A 15,551-nucleotide genomic window follows, 5' to 3' on the forward strand; every position below is an offset into this window, starting at 1 on the left:
TTACACAGAAGGTTCAACGATACGGTTGAAGGCATGGAATCCGCGATCCTTGACTCCGGCTGGCCCTTCGAGGGCGCCGCGATCACGAAGCTGCTCAGGTCGTTCCCGGCCCCGCCACACCTGCTCGGCCTCGGCGAGCCCACGCACGGCGAGGAGGCGTTCCTCCGGCAGCGCAACGAGGTCTTCCGCCACCTCGTGGAGCACGAGGGCCATCGGTCGATCGCGATCGAGAGCGACTGCCTCGCGGCGCTGGTCGTGGACGCGTACGTCACGGAGGGCGTGGGGACGCTCGACGACGTCATGCGGCGCGGCTTCAGTCACGGGTTCGGCGGCTCGGCCGCCGACCGGGAGCTCGTGAGCTGGATGCGGGAGCACAACCGGCACCGGCCCGCGGCCGAGCGGATCCGCTTCTTCGGCTTCGACGGGCCGCTCGAGCTGGCCGGGCCCGGCAGCCCCCGTCCGGCCCTCGCCGGGCTGCACGGCTATCTCGCCGCCCACCTCGACGCGCCCTCCTTCGACACCCCTTTCGACACCGTCGACCGGCTGCTCGGCGCCGACTCCCGGTGGACGAACCCCGCCGCCACCATGGACCCGGGGCAGTCCGTCGGCCGCTCGCCCGACGCCGTCGAGCTGCGCCTCATGGCGGACGACCTCGTGGCCCTGCTCACGGCGGAGTCACCGCGCCTGATTGCCGCGACCTCGCGGGAGGCGTGGTGGCGGGCCTGCCTGTTCGGGCGTACGGCCACGGGCCTGCTCCGCTACCACGCGGGGATGGCGGACACGTCGCCGGCCAGGGTCATGCGCCTCATGGGGCTGCGGGACACGATGATGGCCGAGAACCTCCTGGCGATCGCACCCCGCTACGGTCCGGCGCTGGTCCACGCCCACAACCGGCACCTCCAGCGGGACAGGAGTGTCTGGCAGACGGAGGGCTGGCAGGGCGGCGACCTGCTGCTGGAGTGGTGGAGCGCCGGCTCGATCGTCGCGGCGCAGCTGGGCGACGCGTACGCCTTCATCGCCTCGACCGCGGGCGGCGCGGCGACCCCGCCGGACACCCTGGAAGGCGTCCTGCACGCCGCCCTGCCGCACGGCGGTTACCTCATCGCCTCCGAACGCCTGGCCGGGGCGCTGGAGGGCATCGAGCTGGCTCCCCAGACCGACACGAGCTCCGGCTACTTCGCCCTGGACCCCGGCCAGGTGCACACGACCGACGGCATCCTCTTCCTCAAGAACATCCCGCCGACCGGGTGACCACGCCCCCTGCCTCCTTCCGGGGACCCTACTGCTGCCCCGGCCGCCGCGCCGGGGCAGGGGCGGGCCCGGCGGTGCCGTCGGCGAAGCGGGACGGCCGGAACGGCGCCAGCAGCGGCGACTCCTCGCCGTACACCTCCCCCGCCACCTCCCCCATGAGCAGCGGCGCCAGCGTGACCCCGCTGTGCGTGGCCACCGTGTACACGCGCCGCTCCGCGTCCGCGAAACCCGCCACCGTGAGCCCGTCCCCCGGCATCGCCCGCCGGCCGACCACCGCCCGCTCCACCGTGGCCCCGTCCACGGCCCGCAGCACGCGCGCCATCAGGGCCAGGATCGAGTCCTGGACGTCGCCGGGCACCGGGACCTCCGGGTCCGCCCGCCCGTCCAGCGGCAGCGACTGCAGCAGCAGCCGCCCGCCCCCGTCCGGCCGCAGGTTGAGCCCGTCGGAGTGGAGCACGCGGGACAGGCGGGCGGGCACCGGGGTCGTGGTGACGAGGAAACCGTTGGTGACCGCGCCGGACACCGCCGGGTCGAGCATGGGCACCTCGGCCCCGGCCAGCGCCGCCACCCCCTGCGTCCAGCGACCGGCGCAGGTGACCACCACGTCGCCGTCGAAGGCCCGCCCGTCGGCCGCCGTCACCTTGACGCCCGACGACGAGGTCTCGATCGCGGTCACCTCGGCCCCGCACGCGAGCGCGGCCCCGGCGTCGCGGGCCTCGCCGAGCAGGCTCCCGAGCAGGCGCAGCGGGTGCACGTGCGCCTCCTCGGGGAAGAACACGTACTCGGTGCCGGGAGGCGGAGGCGCCAGGTCGGGCTCCAGGGTCAAGGCGCGCGCGGCGGTGATCCGCTCGACCGGGTAGCCCATGTCGGCCAGCCGCTGTACGCGGGCCTCCAGGCGTTCCTTGTGCTCGTCGGAGACCGCGCACTCGAGGTTGCCCGTGGGGAAGAACCAGTCGCCGGGGAGCCGGTGGTGCGCCCGGACGGCGGCGTGGTTGAGGTCGAAGTACTCCTTGGGCGTCTTGTCGTTGGCATTGACCCACGCCAGGGACGTGGAGGTCGTACCGGATCCCGGAGTCCGCGCCTCCAGGACGGTGACCTGCGCGCCGCGCCGGGTGAGTCCCGCCGCGACCGCCGCTCCGACCACCCCCGCACCGATGACGACGACTCGCACGCTGACTCCTTCCGCTTCCGCTTTGAGGTCAATAGTGACCTTCCGTGCTCTCAGCCGGTATGCAGGACCCGAAAGCGATCCGGTTCCGCCGGATCCCGATCAACGACCTGGACCGGCGTCCAGGCCCACTGCCAGACGCTGATGCCCGGCGTGCGGGAGAACCGGATCTGCCCGCGGGTGCCTTCGACTGCGACGCGCGGCCAGGATGCGGCGGTGCGCGCCCGGTCCGCGCCGTACGTACGCAGCATCTCGGCCAGGACCGTGATGGTGTCGTAGCCCTCGAAGGCGACGAAGGAGGGCGCTTCGGCCAGCCGCTCGCGCAGGGCCGTCTCGACTCGCGTACCGAGTGGGCCGAGGCGCTCGGGCAGGTAGCGCAAGAACGGGATCGCGGCGCCGTCGTCGCCCAGCGACCTCACCCATCCGGCGAACTCCGGTTGCCCGGCCGGAGCACCGATCATGATCTCGGCCAGGCGCCGGTCGCGGCGGACGGACTTGACGATCGGCACCGCCGGCTCCGGGTGGCCGACCAGAAGGAGGAGGGCTGTCGCGCGATTGCCGGCGAGTTCGTCGCACACGGCCGCGGGGGTGAGCGCGCGCATGTCGAGCTCGATGACGGTGCCGCCGCGTGGAGCGAGGTGGTCCCGCAGGATGCGGGTCCCGGATGCCCAGTAGACGCTCGGGTCGGCTGCTACGGCGATGCGGCTGTGGCCGGCGCCGAGGAGGTGGTCCGCGTAGATCTGCCAGCCGTGGGACTGCGCCGGGGCCAGGCGCGCGACCCATCGCGTCGGCTGTTCGGTGAGCGTGTCGAGAACCGCCGACGAGCAGAGGAACGGCAGGCCGAGGGCGTCGGCCCGGGCGGCGGCGGCGCGAGCGACGACACTGTGATACTCCCCCGCCAAGGCGGCCACGCCCAGGCCGACCAGTTCGTCCACGGCCGCCGCGGCCTTCTGCGGATCAGCCGCGGTGTCTCGGACCACCAGCTCGAGCGGTCTTCCGGCGATCCCGCCGGCGTCGTTGACCTCGCGAACGGCCAGCTCGAGTCCGGCGAGCAGGTGCCGGCCCGCCTCGACCCAGCCCGGCCGGGTCAGTGGAACGAGAGCGCCGATCTGGACGGGTGATCCGTCAGCCCGCTCCGCTCCAGCTGGCGGTGGGCCGCTGGTCATGCGGGGCCCACGCCGAACATCGCGTGCTCGGCGTGGTCGAGCGCCAGCCGTACCGCCCCGAGCGCGACGGACTCGCCGCCCAGCTCCGAGCTCTCCACGCGTACGGGGAACAGGCAGAGCTCGGCGAGTTCCTCGCGCAGGGGCGCGGCCAGCAGCTCGCCCGCGCCCGACAGGCCGCCGCCCAGGACGACCAGTTCCGGGTCCATCGTGAGCACGGCGGCGCCGACGCCCTTGGCGAGGTCGCGGGCGAAGGCGCGGACGATGCCCGCGGCCTCCGCGTCGCCCTCCCGCACGGCCTCGAACACCCGCTTGGCCGCCTCCCCGGAGGGGGCGTCCCCGCCGTAGGCGAGGAATCGGTCGAACGCGGTGTACCACCCGAAGGCGCGCATGACGCCGATCTCCCCCGCCGCGCCGTTGCGGCCCGCGTGCAGCTTGCCGCCGATGAGCAGGCCCGCCGCGACGCTGCGCCCGGCCAGCAGGCAGATCACGTCCTTCGCACCGACGGCGGCGCCGCACCAGTGCTCGGCCAGCGCGGCCAGGTTGGTGTCGTTGCCCACCAGGACCGGGCCGTCCGCGAGGCCGTCGAGCGCGGCGGGCAGGTCGACGCCCGCCCAGCCGGGCAGCCGGTCGCTGATCAGTATCCGGCCGTCGGCGGGGTCGACCACGCCTGTCGTGGCCACCCCCAGCGCGCGTACCTGGCCGGGCTCGACGCCGACCGCGCGGAGCGTCCTGCGCACCACCGACCTGGCCGCCGCGATCCTGTCGGCGGTGCCGGTCTCGGGGGTGACGACCGTGCGCCTGCGGTCGACGATGCGCCCCTTGAGGTCGGCGGTGAGCGCCAGGACCTTGTGCGGGCCGATGTCGAGGCCGACGACGTGGCCGGCCTCCGCGCGGAAGCGGTAGCGCTTGGCCGGCCGGCCGACCGGGCGCGGATCCCCGACCTTGATGCCGACCTCCTCGACGAGCTCGTCGAGCCCGGCGATGACGTCCTCGACGGTCGCCCGGGAGATGGAGGTGGTCTTCACGAGCTGCGTCAGGGTCAGCTCGTCCGCGGCGTGCAGCGTGCGCAGCACGGCGGCGGCGTTGAGGCGGCGCAGGAGCGCCGGATCCTGTCCGGTCAAGGTCACGATCCGATGGTAGGGCATTGCGAATTATTTGAGGAACTACTAAAAATAAGACCCACCCGCGGCGCGGTGCCGCCGGTCGGCCACCCCCTAGAGAGGACCCCAGGTGAACAAGGCCATCGTGCTGGCCACCGCTGCCCTGACACTCGCCGCGTGCGCGCCGGCAGGGTCACAGCAGCCAGTGGCGAACGGCAAGAAGGAGATCTCCTTCCTGGTGTTCGAGACGCCCAACCTGACGCCGGAGTACTGGGACGCGGCCATCAAGCGCGTCACCGACAAGCACCCCGACATCGCGGTGAAGAAGCTCGTGGCGCCGAGCGCGGGCGAGCGCAACGCGTACGCCAAGCAGCTGCTCGCCTCGGGTCAGCTGCCTGACGTCATGCAGGCCATCGCGCCCAGCGGGCTCGCGGAGAGCGGCAACCTGTACGCCTGGAGCGAGGAGGAGCTGAAGAACTACGCCCACCCGCGCTCCAACCCGCTGGGCGGCAAGATCTACCAGCTCCCCTACAACTCCCAGCCGACCCCGCTGGTCTACTACAACAAGAAGCTCTTCGCCGAGGCCGGCGTCGACGCGCCGCCGAAGACCTACGCGGAGCTGCTCGACGTCTCGGCCAAGCTCAAGGCCAAGGGAATCAACCCGTTCGTGGTGGGCGGCGGCGGCAAGGACGCGTTCGCGGCCGGCTACATCTGGATCGCGCTCGTCGGCGCCGACGTCTACGCCCGGCAGCCGGACTTCCTGGTCAAGCGGCGCGCCGGGCAGGTCAGGTTCGGCGACCCGGCCTTCGTCAAGGCGACCCAGAAGTTCGCCGACCTGGTCGGGAAGGGGTACGTCGACAAGGCCGGGCTGTCGCGCGACTACCCGTCGACCGAGAAGACGTTCCTGGACGGCAAGGGCGCCATGTACCCGATGGGGTCCTGGTTCGCCGCCGCAGCCGACGCAGGGAAGCCGCCCTTCGAGATCGGCGTCTTCGCCTGGCCCACCGACGACGGCCAGGTGGTGGTGCCCTCGTACACGGGCGGCGGCCCCATCGTGAACGCCAGATCCAAGAACCTCGAGGCGGCCAGGACGTTCGCGCTGGAGTTCAATCAGGACGCCGCCAACAACGACGTGCTCGTCAGGAGCGACGCGGCCATCATCGCGATCAACGGCTATCGGCCGCCGCCGATGGGCCCGGTCTACAACGCCACGCTCGAGGTGTTCAAGGCGGGCAGGGCGGTCAACGCCTTCACGGTCGAGACCGGCGACGACTCGCTGCTGCCGGGCGTGGGCGACAAGGTGTTCGCGCTGGCCCAGGAGATCATCGCGGGCAAGACCGACGGCGCCGCGGCGGCGAAGGCGCTGGACGCGGAATGGGTCAAGGCGGGCGGCCGGTAGATGTTCCTCGACAAGCGGGCCGCCGCGCGCACCGCGGCCGTCCCCTGGCAGCGGCTGACGTACCTGCTGAGCTTCGTCGCCCCGGGCGTGCTGGTCTACGCCTGCTTCGTGCTCGCGCCGATCCTGCTCAGCTTCGGCTACAGCCTCACCGACGCCAGCCTGTTCGCCACGCGGACGCGCTTCGTCGGGCCGGACAACTACCTGCGCCTGCTGGCCGACCCGTCCTTCCTGACCTCGTTGAAGGTCACCACGATCCTGACGCTGATCATCGTGATCGTGCCCAACGTGGCCGGCGTCGGCGTGGCCGTGCTGCTCGACCGCGCCGGCTGGCTCTACCGGGCGCTGCGCAGCGTCTTCTTCGTCCCCGTCGTGCTGAGCTCGGTGGTGGTGAGCGTGGTGTGGATGGCCATGCTGCAGGACGAGGGCCTGGTCAACCGGCTGCTCGGGGTCCGCGTCGGCTGGCTGTCGGACCCCGACCTGGCGCTGTACTCCATCGGCTTCATCATCAGCTGGCAGATGCTCGGCTTCTGCTCGGTGGTCTACCTGGCCGCGCTGCAGGGCGTGCCCCAGTCGCTGCACGAGGCGGCGGCCATCGACGGCGCGGGCTCCTGGACCCGCTTCCGCAAGGTCACCTGGCCGCTCCTGGCGCCCGCGCTGACCACGAACACGGTGATGCTGCTGATCACCGGGTTCAAGGCGTACGACCACATCCAGGTGCTGACGGCGGGCGGTCCGGGGCTGGGCACCACGGCGACCGTGGCCTTCAACGTCATCCAGGTCGGCTTCACCGCCAACCGCACGGGCGAGTCCTCGGCGATGGCGATCCTCATGCTCGTGATCGTCGCGACGGTCTCCGCCGTCGCGCTGCGCCTGCTCAACCGCCGGGAGGTGGACCTGTGAGGTGGCTGCGCCCGCTGGTCTCGATCGTGGTGGCCGGCGCGTTCTTCCTGCCGCTCTACCTGGTCGTGGCCAACGTCTTCAAGCACGGGCCGGACATCACCGCCTCCCCGGCGGCGCCGCCGATCCCGCCGACGCTGGACAACCTCACGCAGGCGCTGACGCGCCCCGACCACCTGTTCTGGAACGGGCTGATCAACAGCGTCTCAGTGACCCTGCTGTCGATCGTGATCCTCACGGTCGTGTCGGCCATGCTGGGCCACTACATCTGCCGCACCCCGTCGCGCTTCGCGCGGATCACGCTGCTGGTGCTGCTGGCCGGGCTGATGATCCCGCCGCAGGTGATCCTGGTGCCGGTCACGCAGGTGCTCAACCTGACCGGCCTGATGGGCACGATCAGCGGGCTGGTGCTGTTCAACGTCGGGTACTACGTGCCGTTCGGGGTGTTCGTCTTCTCCGGTTTCATCCGGGCCATCCCGGTCGAGCTGGAGCAGGCCGCCTCGATCGACGGGGCGGGCCCGTTCGGCACGTTCTGGCGGGTGGTCTTCCCGCTGCTGCGCCCGGCCACGGCCAGCGTGCTGATCTTCCTGGGCGTGTGGATCTGGAACGACTTCCTCAACCCGCTCATCATCCTCGGCCCGGCCGGCGGCACCACGGTCACCGTGGGCGTCTACCGCGCGCTCGGCCAGTTCCAGCGGGACTACGGCGACATGTTCGGCCTGATGGTGCTGTCGGCACTGCCCATCCTCATCTTCTACTTCGCGCTGCAGAAGCACTTCGTCAAGGGACTCACCGGGGGAGCGGTCAAAGGATGATCAACTTGAGGGACCACATCGGGGAGGCCCTCGACCGGCCGATCACCCTGGCCGTGGTGGGCGCGGGCGCGCGCGGCACGGCCTACGCCGAGCTGGCCGCGCGCCGGCCGGACCGGGCGCGGATCGTGGCGGTGGCGGAGCCGCGCGCGGCCGCCCGGCAGGAGTTCGCGGCACGCCACGCGCTCCCGCCCGAGCGGGTCTTCCGCGACTGGAAGGAGCTGGCAGGCCTCGGCAGGATCGCCGACGCGGTGATCGTGGCCACGCTGGACGCCGATCACCTGGCGCCGGCCGAGGTCTTCGCCGAGCAGGGCTACGACATCCTGCTGGAGAAGCCCATCGCCCCCACCGAGGCGGACACGGTGGCCATCGGCGAGGCGGCGGCCCGTACCGGCGCCATGATCGCGATCTGCCACGTCATGCGCTACACCCCCTACACGCGCAGGCTCCGCGAGGTGCTCCCCCGGATCGGCGACGTCGTGAGCGTGGAGCACCTGGAGCCGGTCGGGTGGTACCACTTCGCGCACTCGTTCGTCCGCGGCAACTGGCGGCGCGCGGACGAGGCCACGTTCGCGCTGCTGGCGAAGTCGTGTCACGACATCGACTGGCTGGGCCACGTCGTGGGGCGCAGGGCCGAGCGCGTGTCCTCCTTCGGCGGGCTGCGCCACTTCCGCGCCGAACGGCGGCCTCCGGGCGCCGCCGACAGGTGCCTGGAGTGCCCGATCGAGCCCGGGTGCCCGTACTCGGCCGTGCGGCTCTACCGCGACGGGCTGCGCGACGGCGGCACCAAGCAGTACTTCACCCGGGTCATGACCGGCGGCCCGCTCACCGAGGAGGCCGTCACCGCGGCGCTGGCCGAGGGCCCCTACGGGCGCTGCGTGTACGCCAGCGACAACGACGTGGTGGACCACCAGGTGGTGACCATCGAGTACGAGGGCGGGGTCACCGCGTCGTTCACGATGACCGCGTTCACGCCGCTGGAGAACCGGCACACCAAGCTGTTCGGCACCGCGGGCCAGCTGACCGGCGACGGCCGCTTTATCCGCATTTATGACTTTTTGTCGGAAGAAACGACGATCATCGACACCTCGCTGGACGGCTCCAGCGCGGCGGAAGGCCACGCCGGCGGCGACGCCGCCCTGATCGAGTCGTTCGTCACCGCCCTGCACGAGGGGCGGCCCGAGCTGATCCTTTCCGGGATCCAGGAGAGCGTCGACAGCCACCGCGTGGTCTTCGCCGCCGAACGGGCCCGCCGTACCGCGACCGTACAAACCCTCTTGAACGGAGAGCACCCCCTATGAGGCACCGCGCCCTGCTCGCCCTCGCCGTGCTGACCACCTCGGTGGTCGGTCTCACTCCGGCGCCCGCCCAGGCCGGCGCGTCGGAGTGGCAGGACATCCGCAAGCTCCTGTCGGCCATCGACGACGCCTACACCGCTCCCCCGGCCCTCAACGCCGTGCAGACCGCCCGCTACACCGCCGGCCTGCTCCTGGGCAACGGCGACCTGCACGTCACGTCCGACGCCCGCGACCAGCGGCAGACGTACTACCTGTCCAAGTCCGACTTCTGGCACAGCGGTAACGGGCAGCTGCCGTTCGGCACGATCTCCATCGGCCCCGCGCACGCCGCGGCCACCCCCGCCGCCAAGGACACCCTCGAGTGCACCGCCGCCTGCGTGATCGACGGAGACCCCGAGACCCGCTGGGTGTCGCGGACCGGCGCGAGCGCGTCCGACCCGCAATGGGTCACCGTCGACCTGGGCGGGGTGAAGACGGTCGACCGCTGGGTGGTCAGGCACAACGGCTACCAGGGCAGGGCCGCCAACTTCCAGGCGCTCAACACCCGGAGCTTCGCCCTGCAGAAGAGCGACGACGGCGTCACCTGGACCGACGTGGACATGGTCACGGGCAACACGGCCGAGCTGACCGACCGGACCGTGCCCGCCTTCACCGCCCGCCACGTGCGCCTGCTGGTCACGGGTGCGGTGCGCGACCCCGCCGACCCGAATCAGAAGGCCTTCGTCCGGGACCTGCAGCTGTTCGAGGGCCAGAGGAACGTCCTCACCGGCGCGCTCGGCGACGACCCGAACTACCGCCAGCGGCAGGACATCCTCAACGGGGAGGTCCGCGGCTCCCAGACGGTTGACGGCCGGGTGCTGAGCACCCGCACCTGGACCGCCGACGGCGAGAACCTGCTGGTCACCGAGCTGTCGATCCCCGACGGCGCGCAACCGCTGCCGCTCCAGGCCGACCTGACCGTGCCCGCCGGCACGACGGGGGTCGCCGGGGACGGTCAGGTGTGGATCACCCGCACGACCGGCGCGGACGGCGAGAGCGGCTGGGTGTCCAAGGCGGCCGCGTCGGCCAGGGTCATCGGCTCGCGCACCCCGGTCACCGCGAGCACGCCGTCGGGCAACCTCGCCCGCCTCGCCTTCGAGCTGGCCCCCGGCCGGCCCGTGCGGCTGGTCACCACGCTGCACGGCAACGGCGGCTACGCCAACCCCACGCCGCTGAACGACTTCGTCACCGAGGCGGTGGACCGGGTACACGGCCTCGACGGCCGTGACCTCGACCGGGCCCGGTCCGCGCACCGCGAGTGGTGGAAGCGGTTCTGGCTGAAGTCGTACGTCGACACCGGCGACCCGATCCTCAACAAGTACTACTACGGCGCCCTGTACGCGATGGGCGCCGCCAGCCGCGCGGGCTCGTTCCTGCCCGGCACCTATTCGCCGTGGCGCACCATCGACCAGACCGGCGGCTCCAACCGCTACTGGCTGAACTACAACACCCAGGCCCCGTTCTACGGCGTCTATTCCGCCAACCGGCCCGAGTTGGCCGCCCCCTACTACAGGACGGTGGTGGCCGAGCTTCCGTACCAACGCAACTCCACTCATGCCGCCGGGTACAAGGGGCTGACCTTCAGCCGGACCATCTACCCGTACAACCAGACCCGTCCCGCCCCTGCCGAGGTCCCGGTGACCGGCCCCAAGTCGCCGAAGAAGCTCGCCGACCAGAAGACCAACGGGACATTCGCCGCCATCCCGTTCCTGTGGAACTGGGAGTACACCCGGGACGAGGAGTTCCTGCGCACCACGGCCTACCCGTTCCTGAAGGAACTGGGTGAGTTCTGGATGGATTACGTGGTCAAGGGCGACGACGGCAAGTACCACGTCCTGAACAGCGCCGTGAACGAGGGCGGCGACGACGTCGACTCGACCTACGACCTCGGCTACATCCGGCGGACGCTGACCGCGCTGATCGAGTACAGCCGGGTGCTCGGGGTGGACGCGGAGCTGCGGCCGGTCTGGCAGGGCTACCTGGACGACCTGGCGCCGTACCCGACGGCGACCATGGACGGCCTGGACGTCATCCTGCTCGCCACCAAGATCGAGAACCCCATCAAGGGCAACGCGCTGCTCAACAAGAACGACCAGCCCATCAACCTGGAGGGCGTCGTCCACCCGAGCGACAACCTGGCCATCGGCGGCGACCCGGAACAGCTGCGGAAGGTCCGGAACACCCTGGAATGGGTTGATCCGTTCCTGCCGGGATCGCGCGGTTCCTCCATCAACGGGTTCCCGAAGACGTTCACCATCGCGGCCCGCGCGGGCTGGGATCCCGAGGACCTCATCGGCAGGTTCACGGCCGTGATCAAGCTGTTGTGGCGGCCGAACCTGACCGTGGCGCAGTCGGGCGGCGGCCTGGAGACCTCGGGCTCGCTCGAAACCGTGAACTCCATGTTCCTGCAGACGTTCGAGGACGTGATCCGGGTCTTCCCGGACTGGCCCACCGGCCGTGACGGCAAGTTCGTACGACTGCGCGCCAAGGGCGCGTTCCTGCTCTCCGCCGAGCGGCGAGCCGGACGCGAGGTCTCGTCCATCACGCTGACCAGCGAGAAGGGCGGACGGGCGACCCTGGCGAGCCCGTGGCGCTCGGGCCGCCCGGCCGTGGTGGACACCGCCACGCACCGGCCCGTGCCGCTCACCTTCGGCCGCGCCGCGAACACCGGCGAGACGACCTTCGCCTTCGACACCCAGCCGGGCCACACCTACACGGCGTCCGCCCGCTGACCACACTCATGCGCGGGCCCGTTCGCGGGCCCGCGCCGTCTCCTGCGACGGAACATTCGTCCAAGACACCCTGGCCCCGCGCTTGTGATGCTCGATCTCGCGTCAGGCACGGCTCCACGTGCGACGGCCGCGGAGCTCCGAGCGACAGGAGAGATGATGACGAACACCGTGGACAGCGCGCCAGGGGTTCAGGTGGCGAGTGGCCGGCTGCGGGGCCGGACGAACCGGGGAGTGGCGGCGTTCCTCGGGATCCCGTACGCCGCCCCGCCCTTCGGAGCGCGCCGCATGCGGCCTCCGGAGCCACCCGCGCGGTGGGAGGGCGAGCGCCGCGCCGCCGATTACGGGCCGACCTGCCCGAAAGGCGACGACGGCCTGGAGAGCGCGGCGCTGTTCCCGGAGGTCGTGATCCCTGGCGAGGAATGCCTGAACCTCAACGTGTGGACCCCCGGTCCCGGGGGATCCGGCCTGCCGGTGCTGGTCTGGATCCACGGCGGCATGTTCACGCAGGGGTCCGGATCCGTCCCCGGCTACCGTGGCACGTCCTTCGCCCGCGACGGGGTCGTGTGCGTCACGATCAACTACCGGCTCGGCGCCGAAGGGTTCCTCCACCTCGATGACGGCACCGCCAACCTGGGGCTGCTGGACCAGATCGCCGCGCTCGAGTGGGTCCAGGACAACATCGCCGCGTTCGGCGGCGATCCGGGGCGGGTGACCGTCGCCGGCCAGTCCGCCGGGGCCATGAGCGTCGTCACTCTCATGGCCATGCCCCGCGCCCGAGGACTGTTCCGCCAGGCGGTCGCCCAGAGCGGGGCGGTCGCGCAGACGCTCACGGCCGAGGCCGCCGCGGGCGTCGCCTCAAGGCTGGCCGAGTCGCTCGGGGTGGCCCCGACCCGCGAGGCCTTCGGCGAGGTGCCGGTCGAACGGCTCGGGCGGGCGGCGTCCACCCTCCTCAAGGAGGTCCAGGCCGCCTCGGATCCGGCCAGGTGGGCGAGCCTCCCCTTCGCCCCGGTCGTCGACGGCGACACCCTGCCCGACCACCCGCTCGACGCGTTGAGGAAGGGCGCCGGCAGCGGCGTACGGCTCCTCGCCGGGTGGAACCGGGACGACACCCGGATCGGCCTCGTCCCCACCGGCATGATCGACATCGTCGACGAGCCCATCCTCGCCGCGGTCGTGGGCGCCCTCGGCGCGCCCGGCGGGACGGTCGAGCGCTACCGGGCGGCGCGGCCGGGAGCGAGCAGCGGCGACCTGCTCGCCGCCGTGACCACCGACTGCTTCGTCCGGGTTCCGGCGATCCGGGTCGCCGAGGCACGCCTCGAGGCCGGCGAGGCGTGCCTCGCCGGCACCTGGATGTACCGCTTCGACCACGAGTCGCCGAGCTTCGCCGGCCGCCTCGGCGCCGCCCACGCCGTGGAGCTCCCGTACGTGTTCGACCTCCTCGACGAGGAGTCGAGCCACACCCTCATCGGCGACGAACCACCCCAGGTCGTCGCCGATACGGCCCACGGCGCCTGGGTCCGCTTCATCGCCGACGGCGACCCCGGCTGGCCCCGATACGACCTGGCCGGCCGGGCCACCGCGCTGATCGACGAAGGAATCACCGTCGTCGACGACCCCGGCGGTGCCGAGCGCGACGTGTGGACCGGCCGGCTCTGACCGGGACTTGTCATCCGGTGGCCGGCCGTGCGGCCCGACTCGGCCACCGACCGGCAGCTCGCCGCTGACCGGGGATTGTCGCGTTGTGGACACCGCGAACTACCATGTCGGCGTGCGACCAGCCGAGCCGGTTCGCGCCGGTGCGCCTCGATGGCAGATCACGGTCCCGTCGCGTCCCGGCCGGCTGCCGGGGGTCGTGATGGCGGGGTTCAGCGACCGGGCGAACGAGTTCCGCGACGTCGCGCTGGTCCCGCACCCCGCGGTCACGGTGATCTTCGACCTCGGCGACCAGCCGTTCGTCGTCGAGGACGGCCGTGGTGCGCGGCAGCGAGAACGCGTCGTCGCCGGACTCGCGCCCAACGGGGCCCGAGGACGGGGGATGGCCAGAAGTTCCGAGTGCCTGCAGTTGCGGCTTTCGCCGATGGTCGCGCACGCGGTCCTGGGTGCCTCCTCGGAGCTGGGCGGGACGGTGGTCGCCCTCGATGATCTCTGGGGACGAGACGCCGTGCGGACCCAGGAGCGATTGCGTGCCGCCGGGTCGTGGGAGGAGCGATTCGCGATCGCGGAGGCCGCGCTGGCCCGGCGGGAGGACGCGGGCCGCGCTGTCGACCCGGAAGTCGCCTTCTCCTGGGGGCAGATGGTGGCCGCCCGAGGGCGGATCCGGGTCGAACGACTGGTCACCGAGACCGGATGGAGCCGTAAGCGCCTCTGGTCTCGGTTCCGCGCCCAGGTCGGCCTCACCCCCAAGCGGGTCGCCCAGCTCATCCGCTTCGACCACGCGGCCCACCGTCTCGCCGCCGGTCACCGTGCCGCCTCGGTGGCGGCGGAGAGCGGCTACGCCGACCAGTCGCACCTTCACAGAGACGTCGTGGCCTTCGCCGGGATGACGCCGACCGCGGTCGCGCTCTCGCCGTTCCTCGCGCTCGACGACGTCGCGTGGCGCCATCGATGAACTCCTGCATGGGCACCTCTTCACCGGCGCCGCGACACACGCGAAGCTGGCGCGGGCAGGCCTGGCACGTCGAACAGGACCGCTACTTCGAGGCCGGCGGCACAGGCCCGAGCAGGCCGCTGCCCAGCGGGGTCAGCAGGTTGAGCACGGCGGGGCCCCTGCGCACGCTCCTGATCAGGCCCGCCTCCCGCAGCACCTTCGCGTGCCGGCTGGCCGCCGCCAGCGACACGCCCGCCCGCCGCGCCAGCTCCGTGGTGGTGGCCCCGCCGTCGGCGGCCTGCAGGACGGCGGCGCGGGCTGCGCCGATCAGCGCCTCCACCGAGCCCGGCGTCCGCTCGCCCGGCTGCCACCGGAACGCGGCGTCGATGGGATAGATCAGCACCGGCGGCAGTTCGGGGTCGGCCAGCGAGACCGGCACGCGGCGGCAGAAGAAGGACGGCACCAGCGTCAGCCCCCGGCCGCGCAGGTGCAGGTCGCGGTCCACGCTGTAGTCGACCTCCAGCACCGGCGAGCGCCAGCGCATCAGCGGCTTCATGCTGCTCAGCAGGCCCTCCACGCCGGAGTTGAGCAGGTGGCCGGCGCGCCAGGCCCGGTCGGCCTCCACCGCGGGCTGGATGAGGTCGCGGTACGGGGCGATGGCCGCCGCGTGGTAGCCGGCCAGGGCGGCGGCCAGCTCGGCCACGGGCGCGGACGGGCGGTCGGCGAGCGCGCCCAGCCAGGCGGGGATGGGCACGTGCCGGGCGAGCAGCTCCAGCTCGTGGCGGAACCGGCGGCTCGGGGTGGCGCGCAACGCGTCGAGCCCGGCCTGCAGACCGTCGCGGGCCGCCGCCGGTGTGAGGAAGTCGGGGAAGTACGGCGCCTCGGGCGCCAGCGCGGTCAGCCAGCGCAGGCCGGAGGCCATCCTGGAAAGCCTGGCCGGGCTCTCGCGCAGGGCGCGCTCCCAGGGCCGGAAGGCCGGCGCCTTGTCCTTGTCCTGCAGCCGGAAACTGCTGAGCACGACCTCCCACAACGGGTCCGCGCGCGCGGCCACTGTCGTGCGCGCCACGTCGTCCGCCGTGAAATGAATGCGCAGCAGCCCCAC

General features: G+C 72.1%; 12 protein-coding genes. 8 read left to right on the forward strand and 4 right to left on the reverse strand.

The features are described 5' to 3' along the window. Positions 1-33 precede the first annotated feature (33 nt). A complete protein-coding gene (locus ACWDRB_RS50560; RefSeq protein ID WP_449907178.1) occupies positions 34-1,251 on the forward strand; it encodes an erythromycin esterase family protein in 1,218 nt (405 codons plus the stop codon). A gap of 28 nt (positions 1,252-1,279) precedes the next feature. On the opposite strand, the gene ACWDRB_RS50565 is transcribed toward ACWDRB_RS50560, so the two are convergent. The 3 genes from ACWDRB_RS50565 to ACWDRB_RS50575 are packed head-to-tail and all read right to left on the reverse strand — an operon-like array spanning position 1,280 to position 4,712. After that, complete coding sequence (locus tag ACWDRB_RS50565) at positions 1,280-2,422, reverse strand: NAD(P)/FAD-dependent oxidoreductase (protein WP_449907180.1); 1,143 nt, start codon at positions 2,420-2,422, stop codon at positions 1,280-1,282. A gap of 50 nt (positions 2,423-2,472) precedes the next feature. Continuing rightward, positions 2,473-3,585, reverse strand: a complete 1,113-nt coding sequence (locus ACWDRB_RS50570; protein ID WP_449907183.1) for an ABC transporter substrate-binding protein — start codon at positions 3,583-3,585, stop codon at positions 2,473-2,475. Further along, positions 3,582-4,712: an ROK family protein gene (locus ACWDRB_RS50575; protein ID WP_449907186.1), complete on the reverse strand. Its 1,131-nt coding sequence runs from the start codon at positions 4,710-4,712 to the stop codon at positions 3,582-3,584. The genes ACWDRB_RS50570 and ACWDRB_RS50575 overlap by 4 nt, the downstream gene beginning before the upstream one ends. Positions 4,713-4,815: 103 nt before the next feature. Between ACWDRB_RS50575 and ACWDRB_RS50580 the strand changes: the two genes are divergently transcribed. The 7 genes from ACWDRB_RS50580 to ACWDRB_RS50610 all read left to right on the forward strand — a co-directional run bounded on the left by ACWDRB_RS50580 (position 4,816) and on the right by ACWDRB_RS50610 (position 14,470). Further along, a complete protein-coding gene (locus ACWDRB_RS50580) occupies positions 4,816-6,084 on the forward strand; it encodes an ABC transporter substrate-binding protein (protein ID WP_449907188.1) in 1,269 nt (422 codons plus the stop codon). Continuing rightward, on the forward strand, positions 6,085-6,984 hold the full coding sequence (locus ACWDRB_RS50585; protein WP_449907191.1) for a carbohydrate ABC transporter permease: 900 nt from the start codon (positions 6,085-6,087) through the stop codon (positions 6,982-6,984). Then, on the forward strand, positions 6,981-7,796 hold the full coding sequence (locus ACWDRB_RS50590; RefSeq protein ID WP_431924246.1) for a carbohydrate ABC transporter permease: 816 nt from the start codon (positions 6,981-6,983) through the stop codon (positions 7,794-7,796). The genes ACWDRB_RS50585 and ACWDRB_RS50590 overlap by 4 nt, the downstream gene beginning before the upstream one ends. 5 nt (positions 7,797-7,801) lie before the next feature. Then, complete coding sequence (locus tag ACWDRB_RS50595; protein ID WP_449907195.1) at positions 7,802-9,094, forward strand: Gfo/Idh/MocA family protein; 1,293 nt, start codon at positions 7,802-7,804, stop codon at positions 9,092-9,094. Beyond that, positions 9,091-11,862, forward strand: a complete 2,772-nt coding sequence (locus ACWDRB_RS50600) for a glycosyl hydrolase family 95 catalytic domain-containing protein (protein WP_449907198.1) — start codon at positions 9,091-9,093, stop codon at positions 11,860-11,862. The genes ACWDRB_RS50595 and ACWDRB_RS50600 overlap by 4 nt, the downstream gene beginning before the upstream one ends. Before the next feature lie 153 nt (positions 11,863-12,015). Then, positions 12,016-13,518: a carboxylesterase/lipase family protein gene (locus tag ACWDRB_RS50605; RefSeq protein ID WP_449907201.1), complete on the forward strand. Its 1,503-nt coding sequence runs from the start codon at positions 12,016-12,018 to the stop codon at positions 13,516-13,518. Between the two features lie 112 nt (positions 13,519-13,630). Next, positions 13,631-14,470: a helix-turn-helix domain-containing protein gene (locus tag ACWDRB_RS50610; protein ID WP_449907204.1), complete on the forward strand. Its 840-nt coding sequence runs from the start codon at positions 13,631-13,633 to the stop codon at positions 14,468-14,470. An 82-nt stretch (positions 14,471-14,552) separates the two neighbouring features. On the opposite strand, the gene ACWDRB_RS50615 is transcribed toward ACWDRB_RS50610, so the two are convergent. Further along, positions 14,553-15,551 carry an ArsR/SmtB family transcription factor gene (locus ACWDRB_RS50615; protein ID WP_449907206.1) on the reverse strand — a complete coding sequence of 333 codons (999 nt, stop codon included), beginning with the start codon at positions 15,549-15,551 and terminating at the stop codon, positions 14,553-14,555.

It is taken from the genome of Nonomuraea sp. NPDC003707 (assembly GCF_053587055.1).